Annotated in this window: 11 protein-coding genes; 10 read left to right on the plus strand and 1 reads right to left on the minus strand. The window is 46.9% G+C overall.

Features of this window, described 5'->3' with window-relative positions; all coding sequences use genetic code 11:
• Positions 1 to 155: 155 nt before the first annotated feature.
• Positions 156 to 1,046 carry a 3-hydroxybutyryl-CoA dehydrogenase gene (locus ACFQ2O_RS15270; protein ID WP_377529397.1) on the plus strand — a complete coding sequence of 297 codons (891 nt, stop codon included), beginning with the start codon at positions 156 to 158 and terminating at the stop codon, positions 1,044 to 1,046.
• 200 nt (positions 1,047 to 1,246) lie between these two features.
• Here ACFQ2O_RS15270 and ACFQ2O_RS15275 read toward each other — a convergent pair whose 3' ends face one another.
• Positions 1,247 to 2,059, minus strand: a complete 813-nt coding sequence (locus tag ACFQ2O_RS15275; RefSeq protein ID WP_377529431.1) for a 2,3,4,5-tetrahydropyridine-2,6-dicarboxylate N-succinyltransferase — start codon at positions 2,057 to 2,059, stop codon at positions 1,247 to 1,249.
• Positions 2,060 to 2,111: 52 nt separating this feature from the next.
• Between ACFQ2O_RS15275 and ACFQ2O_RS15280 the strand changes: the two genes are divergently transcribed.
• The 9 genes from ACFQ2O_RS15280 to ACFQ2O_RS15320 all read left to right on the plus strand — a co-directional run bounded on the left by ACFQ2O_RS15280 (position 2,112) and on the right by ACFQ2O_RS15320 (position 12,416).
• On the plus strand, positions 2,112 to 3,245 hold the full coding sequence (locus ACFQ2O_RS15280) for a glycosyltransferase (protein ID WP_377529399.1): 1,134 nt from the start codon (positions 2,112 to 2,114) through the stop codon (positions 3,243 to 3,245).
• A 79-nt stretch (positions 3,246 to 3,324) separates the two neighbouring features.
• The gene (locus ACFQ2O_RS15285) at positions 3,325 to 4,323 is read left to right on the plus strand and encodes a 3-oxoacyl-ACP synthase III family protein (RefSeq protein ID WP_377529401.1); all 999 of its coding nucleotides are present in this window, start codon (positions 3,325 to 3,327) and stop codon (positions 4,321 to 4,323) included.
• A gap of 245 nt (positions 4,324 to 4,568) precedes the next feature.
• Complete coding sequence (locus ACFQ2O_RS15290; protein ID WP_377529405.1) at positions 4,569 to 5,228, plus strand: metal-dependent transcriptional regulator; 660 nt, start codon at positions 4,569 to 4,571, stop codon at positions 5,226 to 5,228.
• Between the two features lie 41 nt (positions 5,229 to 5,269).
• Positions 5,270 to 7,153: an Nramp family divalent metal transporter gene (locus tag ACFQ2O_RS15295; protein WP_377529408.1), complete on the plus strand. Its 1,884-nt coding sequence runs from the start codon at positions 5,270 to 5,272 to the stop codon at positions 7,151 to 7,153.
• 64 nt (positions 7,154 to 7,217) lie between these two features.
• On the plus strand, positions 7,218 to 7,838 hold the full coding sequence (locus ACFQ2O_RS15300) for a thioredoxin family protein (RefSeq protein WP_377529410.1): 621 nt from the start codon (positions 7,218 to 7,220) through the stop codon (positions 7,836 to 7,838).
• Positions 7,839 to 7,942: 104 nt separating this feature from the next.
• The gene (gene mnmE, locus ACFQ2O_RS15305) at positions 7,943 to 9,322 is read left to right on the plus strand and encodes a tRNA uridine-5-carboxymethylaminomethyl(34) synthesis GTPase MnmE (RefSeq protein ID WP_377529413.1); all 1,380 of its coding nucleotides are present in this window, start codon (positions 7,943 to 7,945) and stop codon (positions 9,320 to 9,322) included.
• Positions 9,323 to 9,693: 371 nt separating this feature from the next.
• On the plus strand, positions 9,694 to 10,731 hold the full coding sequence (locus tag ACFQ2O_RS15310; RefSeq protein WP_377529419.1) for a class I SAM-dependent DNA methyltransferase: 1,038 nt from the start codon (positions 9,694 to 9,696) through the stop codon (positions 10,729 to 10,731).
• Positions 10,665 to 11,327 carry an N-6 DNA methylase gene (locus tag ACFQ2O_RS15315; RefSeq protein WP_377529423.1) on the plus strand — a complete coding sequence of 221 codons (663 nt, stop codon included), beginning with the start codon at positions 10,665 to 10,667 and terminating at the stop codon, positions 11,325 to 11,327. Before ACFQ2O_RS15310 ends, ACFQ2O_RS15315 begins: the two co-directional genes overlap by 67 nt.
• A gap of 45 nt (positions 11,328 to 11,372) precedes the next feature.
• On the plus strand, positions 11,373 to 12,416 hold the full coding sequence (locus ACFQ2O_RS15320) for a DUF4917 family protein (RefSeq protein WP_377529428.1): 1,044 nt from the start codon (positions 11,373 to 11,375) through the stop codon (positions 12,414 to 12,416).
• Positions 12,417 to 12,428 lie beyond the last annotated feature (12 nt).

Here is a 12,428-nt window from a genome sequence, read left to right on the forward strand (position 1 = left end):
TTTTCATCTAATCAAAGAACAAACGCCCATTCATACTACCTACATTAGTTTGTTACACCACTTTAAGGTTTTAAAGAAACTCTACTCAAGGCCCAAGTATAAGCTTAATCTTATTAGCTTTGTATAGACTAATCAAAACATACATATTTTAACCTATGAAGAAAGTTGCAGTTATTGGTTCTGGAACCATGGGCAATGGAATAGCACACGTTTTTGCACAAAATGGCTTTCCTGTTGCGCTAATTGACATCTCAGAAGAAGCTTTGCAAAAAGCTGTAGGCACGATTACTAAAAATCTGGATCGTATCATTTCTAAAGGCAACCTGACAGAAGAGCAAAAGCATGAAACGCTGTCGAATATCACAACCTTTACTTCGATGGAAGAAGGTGTGAAAGATGTGGATTTGGTAGTAGAAGCAGCCACAGAGAATGTAGACCTTAAACTGAAAATATTCCGCGATTTAGAGAGCTTTACCAAACCGGAAGCTATACTTGCTTCCAACACCTCTTCTATCTCTATCACTAAAATTGCCTCTGTTACCAATCGCCCTGACAAAGTGATTGGCATGCACTTTATGAACCCGGTGCCGGTAATGAAGCTGGTGGAAGTTATCCGTGGCTACTCTACTTCTGACGAAGTAACGACACAGGTAATCGAGCTGTCTAAAAAATTAGGAAAGGTACCGGCAGAGGCAAACGATTATCCGGGCTTTGTAGCAAACCGCATCCTGATGCCGATGATCAATGAGGCTATCTATTCTCTGTTTGAGGGAGTGGCTGGTGTAGAGGAAATAGATACGATCATGAAGCTTGGCATGGCACACCCAATGGGTCCGTTGCAGCTGGCCGACTTTATTGGTCTGGATGTTTGCCTCTCTATCCTGAATGTGCTGCATGATGGCTTCGGCAATCCGAAGTATGCTCCGTGCCCATTGCTGGTGAATATGGTGCAGGCAGGCCACAAAGGAATTAAGTCAGGACAGGGATTCTACTCCTGGACCCACGGCACAAAAGAGTTGGTTGTTGCTGATCGTTTTAAAAAGTAGTTGTATGGATAAGGATTTTAGGATTAGAGAAAATATCAAGGATTAGGACTAGATAATAAATTGTTTCTTAGCCATTCTTATATTCCCGTTCAATAATCTTGTTCATCCAAAGAATCCTGATTCAAAGAAAAGAAAAAGGGCCTCTGCTAGTCAGTAGCAGAGGCCCTTTTTCTTTATCTTAATGACTCTACCAGCCTTTGTTAAACAGCAACTGCGTGATCACGCAATACATCGTTAAGCGATGTCTTCAAATCTGTGCTTTCTTTGCGCTGACCAATGATCAGGGCGCATGGAACCTGGAATTCTCCTGCCGGGAATTTCTTAGTATAAGAACCAGGAATAACCACTGAGCGAGGCGGCACATATCCTTTGTATATTTTCTCTTCGCTGCTGGTCACATCAAATATCTTCGAGCTACCAGTAATCGTTACACCAGCGCCAATCACAGCTTCCTTACCGATACGGCAACCTTCTACCAGAATGCTTCTTGATCCGATAAAGGCACCGTCTTCCACAATAACCGGAGCAGCTTGTAATGGCTCCAGTACACCACCTAGTCCAACGCCACCGCTCAGGTGAACGTTTTTACCTACCTGTGCGCAGCTACCCACTGTTGCCCAGGTATCTACCATAGTCCCGGAGTCAACGTAAGCGCCAATGTTTACATAAGAAGGCATCATTACCACACCGCTCGCTAAGAAAGCACCGTAGCGCGCCACTGCATGAGGAACTACGCGCACGCCAAGGTCAGCATAGTTCTTTTTTAGCTCCATTTTATCATGGAATTCAAAAGGGCCCACCTCAATGGTTTTCATTTGCTGAATCGGGAAGTATAAAAGCACCGCTTTCTTTACCCACTCGTTTACCTGCCACTCGTCGCCATTAGGCTCTGCCACGCGCAAACGCCCCTTGTCCAGCTCCTCCATTACAGAACGGATTGCCTCAATCGTATTATTTTCTTTCAGCAGTTCGCGGTTCTCCCAAGCCTGCTCTATTAGTTGCTTTAGTTGCATCTCAAAATATGGTTTGTTCAGATTATTCCACAAAAGTAAGTATTTTTGATGGATGTCTGAAAAGAGAATCCTGCTTGCCGCTGTACTTAAGCCTGTTAATGACACCAGAATGTATGAAAAACTGGGGCTTTCACTTAGCAAGCTACAGGATACTCAAATACACATTGTAGGTTTCCAAGCTCCCCTTCCCGCCACAGCGCCTGCAAATTTGCACTTTCACCCGCTGTTCTGTTTTAAAAGATTAAGTATAGAACGTTTGAAAGCGCAGCGTCTATATGTGGATCACTTATATAAACTTAAACCAGACCTGATTATAGTCTGTACACATGAGCTGCTGCTGCCCAGTCTGCGCTACTGTAAAGCCTCAGGTGCCAAACTGGTGTACGATGTGCAGGAGAACTACCGATTAAATTTAACTTCCCAAAAAAACTACCCTTTACTGGTGCGGCAGTTCCTGGCAAGGGGAGTAAGCAGGGCAGAAAAAATTGCCGCACCGGAGGTAGCCCATATCCTGTTGGCGGAGCGAAGCTATGCTGAAGAACTTACATTTTTGCAAGGCCGAAGCTATACCTTCATTGAGAACAAGTATAAGCCCGGCGAAACTTATACCTTGCCAGCCACACCGGTAAAAGTACCACAGGAGCCACTTCGTTTACTGTACTCAGGTACCATTGCTACCATGTATGGTGTTTTTGAGGCAGTGGCACTGGCGGCTAAATTGTATGCACTGGACCAGACGGTTACTCTCACCATTATTGGCTATAGTTCCAGGCAGGATACCCTGCAGCAGTTAAAACAGGTGATACACAACAAGCCTTATATAAAGCTGATCGGCGGTGATGCGCTGGTGCCGCACCAGCAAATTTTAGAGGAAATCGATAAAAGCAACATTGGTCTGCTCCCCTACCAGCCACACCCGAGTACCTTTCGTTGTATCCCCACCAAACTGTATGAATACATGGCTCACGGGCTACCCGTGCTGATACAGCAGAACCCGCTTTGGGCAAGTATAACGGAGGCTAACACGGCAGGCATCTCCATTGATTTTCAGGACCCGCAGCCGCTTGAACTGCTGACACGTATACGGCAGCAGCATTTTTATACTTCAGGCTTGCCAGACGATATTTTCTGGAAAAGCGAAGAACATAAAATTCTCCCAATTATTTTTGACCTTTTATATAAATAAAGCCTTTGGCTAAAATTTATTTTTAGCCATGTCTAAATCAATTAAAATATTATATTTGTCACCTAAACTAATGTATAGTATGCGTAATTCTAAAATTGCAGGTATTGGCCATTACGTGCCTGATAACGTGGTAACGAATAAAGACCTGGAGAAACTGATGGATACATCAGATGAGTGGATCAGGGAGCGGACGGGCATTGTGGAAAGACGCTATTTTACAGAAGGCGTGGATACAACTGCAAACATGGGTGCGGAAGCTTCTCGCAGAGCTTTGCAAATGGCTGGACTGGAAGCGAAGGATGTGGACATGATCATTTTTGCGACGCTTAGCCCTGATTATGTATTTCCGGGATCTGGTGTGCTGATGCAGCGTGAACTAGGCTTAAAGGAAATTCCTGCTCTTGATGTGCGTAACCAATGCTCTGGTTTTATCTATGCCCTTTCGGTAGGTGATCAGTTCATCAAAACTGGCATGTATAACAACATCTTAGTAGTAGGTTCTGAAATACATTCTACCGGTTTGGAATTTAATGACCGCGGCCGTGGTGTTTCTGTGATCTTTGGAGATGGCGCAGGAGCGGTATTGTTGACCCCTTCAGAAAGCAATGACAAAGGCATCCTGTCCACGCACCTGCACGCTGACGGTGAGTTAGCCGAAGAGTTGGCCGTAACTGCCCCAAACAGCAATAAAAAAGACCGACTGACGCACGAAATGATCGACGACGGTTCTGTTTACCCTTATATGAACGGAAACCTGGTATTTAAGCATGCCGTAACGCGCTTTCCGGAAGTAATCGAAGAAGCCTTAAACAAAAACGGATATAAACCTACAGACATTGACCTGTTGGTGCCGCACCAGGCTAACCTGCGCATCACCTCTTACATACAGCAGAAGATGGGATTGCCAGCTGAAAAAGTTATGAGCAACATACACAAGTATGGCAACACTACTGCCGCCTCTGTGCCAATTGCGCTGAGCGAGGCTTATCAGGAAGGCCGCATCAAGGAAGGCGACCTTGTTTGCCTAGCTGCCTTCGGTAGTGGCTTTACCTGGGCTTCCGCACTTATCCGTTGGTAGATTTGAATTTTGAATAACTGAATAACTGAATTTTGAATGAGTGGTTGAGTGAATGTGAGAATCCTCTTCTGATTCTGTCATTTCATCGAAACGAGAGACTTTGTAGCGTGTCGAAAAAGCAGTTTGAGGTCGCCCACAAGATCATTTCAGGTTGACAAAAGGAAAGTGGAAAGGCAGCAAGTACAAATTCAATCATTCAAAATTCAGTTATTCATAATTACACTATTCACTCATTCAAAATTCAAATGAGCCATAGCTACACCGAAGAGAACTATATCAAAGCCATTTACAAGCTTTCGGCTAATGGCACGCAGGAGGTGAATACTAATGCCATTGCCGAGGTGCTGGAAACCAAGGCTGCCTCTGTAACAGACATGCTCCGCAAGCTGAGTGCCAAAGACATTGTAAACTACGTCAAGTATAAAGGTGTGTCTTTAACTTCGGAAGGTGAGCGTGTGGCCTTGCAGATTATTCGAAAGCACCGGCTTTGGGAGACGTTCCTGGTAGAGAAGCTGAAGTTTAACTGGGACGAAGTGCATGAGGTAGCCGAAGAACTGGAGCACATCTCTTCTACCCTGCTCACGCGACGGCTCGATGAATTTCTGGGATATCCAACCTATGATCCGCACGGTGATCCTATTCCATCTGAAACCGGGGAAATAAAACTTAAAAAGCAGCAACTGCTGGCTGAGCTGCAGGTTGGCGACGAAGGCAAAGTAGTCGGCGTGAATGATTCGCAGCCGCTCTTTCTGCAGTACCTCGATAAGCTAGGCATCGGCCTTGGCTCGCATATCTCTATCACTGATAAAATACCTTACGATAACTCCCTTGAGATTTTGCTGAACGGGAAAAAGCAGCTGCTCCTGTCCAGTGAAGCAACCCGTAATATTTTCTTATCTGCTTAAAGCTTACCAAGTATAGCCAATCTACCTAAATCATCTCTTTGATGCTACAGCAGGAAACCACCATGGGTAAATCTTTGGAAGAAGTACACTCTTCCGTGGATACCACCAAGCAGACAAGCTTCTGGCGTAGACTCTTTTCTTTCCTGGGCCCAGCGTATTTGGTGAGTGTGGGCTATATGGACCCCGGCAACTGGGCAACTGATATAGCCGGAGGCAGCCAGTTTGGCTACAAGCTGGTGTGGGTGCTGCTGATGTCAAACCTGATGGCGATTCTGCTGCAAAGCCTGAGCGCACGCCTGGGTGTCGTGCGTGGGCTGGACCTGGCACAGGCATCACGCGAAACGTATCCGCCATTCATCAATGTGCCGCTGTACTTTCTGGCTGAAATAGCCATAGCTGCCTGCGATCTGGCTGAAGTGCTGGGTATGGCCATTGGTCTGCAGTTGCTGTTTGGCATGCCCTTGTTGTGGGGCGTAAGCCTGACGGTGCTTGATACGTTTCTGCTGCTATTCCTGATAAACAAAGGCATGCGTAAAATGGAGGCTTTTGTGCTGGCACTCGTGATGATTATTGGAGGTGCTTTTGTGATAGAAATGTTCTTTGCCAAGCCTGATGTAAGCGAACTGGTGACAGGTTTTATACCTTCTATTCCAAATAACGAGGCGCTATACATTGCCATAGGTATCATTGGCGCTACAGTGATGCCCCACAACCTGTACCTCCACTCTTCTTTAGTGCAGTCACGCAAAATAGACCGCACACCGCAAGGTATCTGGCGCGCCATCAAGTATAACTTTGTAGATTCTGCCGTGGCACTTAACCTGGCGCTTTTTGTAAACGCTGCCATACTTATACTTGCCGCTGCGGCCTTTTATGAAAACGGCATTCATACGGTGACAGAAATACAGGATGCACATAAGTTCCTGGCGCCGCTGCTGGGCAGTAAATGGGCTCCTATACTTTTTGCAGTAGCACTTATTGCAGCCGGCCAAAGCTCCACCCTCACCGGCACGCTGGCGGGGCAGATTGTGATGGAAGGCTACCTGAACCTGCGCATACAGCCCTGGCTCCGCCGTATGATCACACGCTTGTTGGCTGTGGGTCCAGCCCTTTTTGTGATCATTTACTTTGGAGAAGATCAGACAGGCGAGCTACTGGTACTAAGCCAGGTGATTCTGAGTTTACAGCTGGGATTTGCCGTGATCCCTTTGATCCACTTTGTCAGCAACAAAAAGAAGATGGGTGAATTTGCCATTGGCACCTGGCTAAAAGTAGCCGCCTGGCTCATTGCCACCACCATCGTAGTGCTGAATGCGAAACTTGTGTTTGATCAGATTTTGGAGTGGTTTAGCCTGGCAGAGAACCCGGTGTGGCTATGGCTGACGGTAGTGCCCTTAACCGTAGCTTGTGCCGCCTTGCTATTTTACATAACATTTCAACCGCTGCTAACTAAAACCGTTAAGGATTTGAAACCAGCACGGCATCACCAACCTGTGAAGTATGAGCCGGAAACAAAACTCCGCTACAAGCGGGTAGCTATCACCCTCGACTTCTCTGACGTAGACCAGAACGTGCTGGACAGTGCTATTGCCATTGGTGGCACAGGGGCCGAATACATGCTTATTCACATCGTAGAAACTGCCGGAGCCCTGGTTATGGGACAGGAGATACACGATATGGAAACCACGGCTGATTGGGATAACCTGAAACGCTATGCAGAAGACCTCAGAAGCCAGGGCTATACTGTACGGGTGCAGCTAGGCTTCGGTAGTCCTAAACAGCGCATCCCGAAAATAGTCCATAACTTTGATGCAGATTTACTGGTTATGGGTTCTCACGGACATAAGATGGTGAAAGACCTGATTCTGGGTACGACCATAGATGCAGTCCGTCACGCGGTTAACATTCCGATGTTGATCGTTTAAAGCTTCCGAGCCTGAACTATACGCAATGGCTGCCTTGTTTCAAGATTGATATTGAAGAACTAACATGAGAAGAACATCATCTGCCATTCTGGCTATACTTTGTTTCCCTATACTTATGGGTAGCTGCAACAAAAGCGCTTCGCCTGCAGCATCGGCGACTGCCGACTCGCCTGCCTTGGATGCCAGTGTAAGTGCTGCTACACCAGAAAGTGTACAAGCTACTGCAAGTGAAGCATCTAACCCAAAGGTGAAATGGCTGACAATAGAGCAGGCAGCAGAGCGAATGAAAAAAGAGCCGCGCAAAGTTTTCATTGATGTATACACTGACTGGTGCGGCTGGTGCAAAAAAATGGACAAAGACACGTTCTCCGATCCGAAAGTAGCAGCCCTCATCAACAAGCACTTTTATGCTGTGAAGCTGGATGCAGAAGGCAAAACCCCTATTACGCTGGATGGGCACACCTATACCTTTAAGCCAGCGTATAAATCACATGAGTTAGCCGTGGCCCTACTGCAGGGGCAAATGAGCTACCCCACCACCGTATACCTGGATGAGAAGATGAACATGATCACCCCGGTTCCCGGTTATATGAATGCGAAAAGCTTTTCGCAAGTGCTTCGCTACATCGGCGAAGAGCATCACAAGAACATGACATGGCAGGAGTTTGAGAAAATGGCGAAGTAAAAAAGTTAATGGCTGAGGCATCAGGTAATCAACAACCCGTAAAACCAATCAGTAGTGGCCGCTATTTTTTCATAAATTTGCCTCACGCATAATTTATACTTGATTTGATTCATACTAACTTCTCCAACGATACGATAGTAGCCGTAGCTACTGCCCCTGGTGTGGGAGCCATAGCCGTTATCAGGCTTTCTGGTCCCGAAGCTATTAGCATTACGAACAGTGTGTTCAGGGGGAAAGATTTAGCAAAGCAAGCGAGCCATACCATTCATTTCGGCACAGTTCGGGATGAGGACAAGGTACTGGACGAAGTGCTGGTGTCGCTGTTTATAGCACCTCACTCCTACACCAAAGAAAACGTGGTAGAGATTTCCTGCCACGGCTCCGATTATATTGTGCAGCAAATTGTGCAGCTGCTACTAAAGCGCGGCACACGCCTGGCCAACGCTGGTGAGTTTACCAAACGTGCCTTCTTGAACGGGCAATTCGACCTGGCCCAGGCTGAGGCCGTAGCCGACCTTATTTCCTCCGACTCAGCCCTTTCCCATGAAGTGGCGATGAAGCAGATGCGTGGTGGCTTTTCGCAGGAGATTAAGCGACTGCGGGCTGAGCTGGTTCATTTTGCTTCTATGATTGAGCTGGAGCTGGACTTTGGCGAAGAAGACGTGGAGTTTGCCGACCGTGACCAGCTGCGCACGCTCATCAGCAATATCCAACATATCATCCGGGAGTTGTTGAAGTCGTTTGAGTTGGGCAACGTGATCAAGAACGGCGTACCAACCGTGATCGTGGGTAATCCTAATGCCGGAAAATCTACGCTGCTCAATAAGCTGCTGAACGAGGAAAAGGCGATTGTGTCAGACGTGCCCGGTACTACCCGTGACTTTATCGAAGACGAAATTAATATTGAAGGCATCACCTTCCGTTTTATAGATACAGCCGGTTTAAGAGAGACAACCGACAAGGTAGAGGCTATTGGCGTAGAGCGCACCATGCAGAAGCTAAGCCAGTCTTCGCTGATCATTTATCTGTTTGATATTACAGAAGTAACGGCTGCCCAGGTGCAGGCTGAGCTGGATAGGCTAAACCCGAAGAAGCTGCCTTTAGTAGCCGTTGCAAATAAAATAGATCGTGCCCCAGCCAATAAAGTCGCTGCTTTCGAAAGTATAGAAGGACTTGTAACAATTTCCGCTGCTGAAGGTGCCAATCTGGATGAGCTGAAGCAGGCACTTGTAGAAAAGGTGAACCTGGGCAAGCTCAATACCCAGAGCCAGACCATTGTAACCAACCTGCGCCACGTCGACAGCCTGAACAAAACCTACGCCGCACTAGATGATGTACTCCACGGCCTCGCCCTCGGCATCAGCAATGATTTGGTAGCCGCTGATATTCGCCGTGCCTTGTATTCCCTTGGTGAGATCACAGGTGAGATCACAACGGATGATCTGCTGGAGAACATTTTTACGAAATTCTGCATCGGTAAGTAATCTGCATCAGGATTTTCAGGAGGTGAAAGAATGGGCAGGATTACGTTTTGCTGCCCCTGGCGAATAGAAGGCATTTATTTAAAGCTGTAATGCTTGAATATACTACCCAGACGCTCGCAGGAGCTGCGCACGCTGCGAGGTCTTCGTGTTGCCGCCTGTCTTTAAAGACCTCGCGGTGTCCGAAGGTTCCGCGAGCGTCTGGTGCTGACGAATGTAGCCCCACACCTGACTTATTATATTGAGCCATGCAGAAGAGATTTTGCCATGCATCCCCCTTCTCAAGCATTTAAAAAAAATCTATACTTGCACTGCTAAATACAATTCTATTTTCTGTACCTTGAAGGCTACTTAAGTTTGGAGTACAAGTATAAATGGCCACTAAACAAACACCCTCCGCTAAAGCTAAAGCGGATATAGATTTTGAAAACGAACTCTGGAATGCCGCCAACGAACTTCGCGGCGCAGTAGCCGAGAACCAGTACAAAGACTACGTGCTCTCGCTGTTGTTTCTGAAGCACCTCTCCGAGCGTTTTGAGATACGCAAACAGGAGCTGCAGCAAATGCTTTTTGAAGACCCTGTAGAGACGCAATATTTTGCGTCTATGTCTCCGGAAGAACAGCAGCAGCAACTGGCTAAGGTGCTGGAAGACGAGCTGGAGTACCAGGTAAAGAACGTATACCGTTTGCCCAAGGAAGCAACCTGGGAATACCTGCGCGAGAACGCCGAGCAGGGCGACATCAAAATAAAAGTGGACCAGGCCTTTGTGCTGATCGACGAGATCCTGAGCAAGCGCAACCCCGACTACAAAGGCGTGCTGGAGCCGATCTTCGTGAAAAGCCAGCTCTCCCCTACGCAGGTGGCCGAGCTCATCAACCTGTTCTCCAAAGAGAAGTTCTCCGAAATCAACAACCCCGAATTCGACATCTACGGCCGCGTGTATGAGTACTACATCGGCAAGTTTGCCATGGCCGAAGGCTCCGGTGCGGGGCAGTTCTTTACGCCGGGCTCGGTGGTGCGTTTGCTCGTGGAGATGCTGGAGCCGCTCAAGGGCCGCATCATGGACCCGGCCTGCGGCTCGGGTGGTATGTTTGTGCAGAGCCTCAAGTTTCTGCAGGCGCACGGCGGCGACAAAAACGACATCTCCATTTACGGGCAAGAGCGCTACGAAGGAACGCTGCGCCTCTGCAAAATGAACCTGCTGCTGCGCAACCTCTCCTTCGACGTGAAGCTGGGCGACTCGCTGCTGCAGGACCGCTTCCCCGACCTGAAGGTCGACTATGCCCTCATGAACCCGCCGTTCAACATCAGTAAAGTCACCACAGCTCTGCCCGATAACGACCCGTGCCTCTTCGGAACCAAAGATACTTTTACTACCTCCGGCAACGCCAAAACATGTGTAGCCGCATGATTAGGAAGCACCTGAGCGAACGAGGCACAGCAGGCGTAGTGATGGCCAACGGCGCCATGACCACCGGAAGCGCCGGCGAAAAGAACGTGCGCGAGCACATGATTAAAGACGGAATGCTAGACTACATTTTGCAGATGCCCGACAAGCTGTTCCTGACCACCGGCATACCGGCCTGTATCTTTATACAGAGCAAGAACCGCGACGGCCGCGACGGCGAACACCGCGAGCGCAAAAACGAGATTCTCTTTATTGATGCCCGCAAATTGGGTACCATGGCCAGCCGCCGCCTGCGCGTGTTCGAAGATGCCAACGTGGCCCGCATTGCCGACACCTACCATACCTGGCGCAACCTGGGCGGCAGCTACTCCGACACCGAAGGCTTCTGCAAGGCCGCTACTATAGGCGAAGTGGCCGCCAACAATTACGTGCTCTCGCCGGGCCGCTACGTGGGCTCCGAAGCCGAGGAAGACGACGGCGTTCCGTTTGAAGAAAAGATGAAGCTGCTGACCACCGAACTGGCCGCTCAGTTTGAAGAAAGCGCCCTGCTGGAGAAGCGGATTCGGGAGAATCTGGAGGGGATTGGGTTTGGGTTGTAAGAATTAAAATTGTAGAAACACTTAATATACTAATATCGAAAACAGATGGAGTTAATCCCTTTTGCGGAAGCTATTCAAATAGCGAAGAAAGAAAACAAGAAAATTAATCTCCTATTAGGCAATGGATTTAGCATGGCATGGAGAAGTGATATATTTGGGTATGGTGCTTTATTTGATAAAGCAGATTTTAGTAAACTATCTCCTAATGCAAAAAGAGTTTTTGAGGCTTTGAATACAAAAGATTTTGAATCTGTAATGAAAGCTTTAAAAAGTACATCAGAAATCATCAAGCTCTATTCAGAGGATACAGGACTGTATGACATATTACTCAAGGACGCTGAAGGGCTAAAAGAAATCTTGGTAAAAGCAATTGCGGATAGCCACCCTGAACATCCTGGAGAAATTAGCACTGAAGCCTACCATTTTTGTAAAATGTTCTTAAGCAACTTTGATTCCATTTTTACATTAAATTATGACTTGCTTCTTTATTGGACTCTAATGCAGAATGAAATTGAACCAGCACTTAACCCTGATGATGGCTTTAGAAAATCTAAAACGGATCAAAATGCTCCGTATGTTACATGGGATATTAATGAAAGCTGGAGTCAAAAGATATTTTATTTACATGGTGCATTGCATGTAGTAGATGCAGGTCATGAAATTAGAAAGTTCACATGGAATAAAACTAATGTAAAATTAATTGACCAAATTCAGCAAACTCTTCAAAATGATGACTTTCCTCTTTTTGTATCAGAAGGTGAAAGTGCTCAAAAATTGAGTCGGATCAGACATAGCGATCTTCTCACAGATGGTTATAAACACTTTTCTGACTCTTTTTTACCCTTGTTTATATATGGACATTCTTTAGATGATAATGATGACCATATATTAAACCTTCTTACACACAACCGGATAAGCACACTTTTCATTAGTATCTATGGCAATCCAGAATCAGAAAATAACAAAAGAATAATTCAAAAGGCAGAGTTCATACAGGAACAAAGAGAGCTAATGAAAAGACATAAAACGCATCTCCCGCATTTGACCACATATTATTATGATGCTGAAAGCGCTCACGTGTGGGCTTGATATAAATTTAGC

Source organism: Pontibacter rugosus, from assembly GCF_042678745.1.
GTDB lineage: Bacteria > Bacteroidota > Bacteroidia > Cytophagales > Hymenobacteraceae > Pontibacter > Pontibacter rugosus.

Excerpts from the sequence above, each read along its gene's own strand:
- ACFQ2O_RS15270 (WP_377529397.1), top strand. The coding sequence starts at position 156 with ATGAAGAAAGTTGCAGTTATTGGTTCTGGAACCATGGGCAATGGAATA.
- ACFQ2O_RS15275 (WP_377529431.1), bottom strand. The coding sequence starts at position 2,059 with ATGCAACTAAAGCAACTAATAGAGCAGGCTTGGGAGAACCGCGAACTG.
- ACFQ2O_RS15280 (WP_377529399.1), top strand. The coding sequence starts at position 2,112 with ATGTCTGAAAAGAGAATCCTGCTTGCCGCTGTACTTAAGCCTGTTAAT.
- ACFQ2O_RS15285 (WP_377529401.1), top strand. The coding sequence starts at position 3,325 with ATGCGTAATTCTAAAATTGCAGGTATTGGCCATTACGTGCCTGATAAC.
- ACFQ2O_RS15290 (WP_377529405.1), top strand. The coding sequence starts at position 4,569 with ATGAGCCATAGCTACACCGAAGAGAACTATATCAAAGCCATTTACAAG.
- ACFQ2O_RS15295 (WP_377529408.1), top strand. The coding sequence starts at position 5,270 with ATGCTACAGCAGGAAACCACCATGGGTAAATCTTTGGAAGAAGTACAC.
- ACFQ2O_RS15300 (WP_377529410.1), top strand. The coding sequence starts at position 7,218 with ATGAGAAGAACATCATCTGCCATTCTGGCTATACTTTGTTTCCCTATA.
- ACFQ2O_RS15310 (WP_377529419.1), top strand. The coding sequence starts at position 9,694 with ATGGCCACTAAACAAACACCCTCCGCTAAAGCTAAAGCGGATATAGAT.
- ACFQ2O_RS15320 (WP_377529428.1), top strand. The coding sequence starts at position 11,373 with ATGGAGTTAATCCCTTTTGCGGAAGCTATTCAAATAGCGAAGAAAGAA.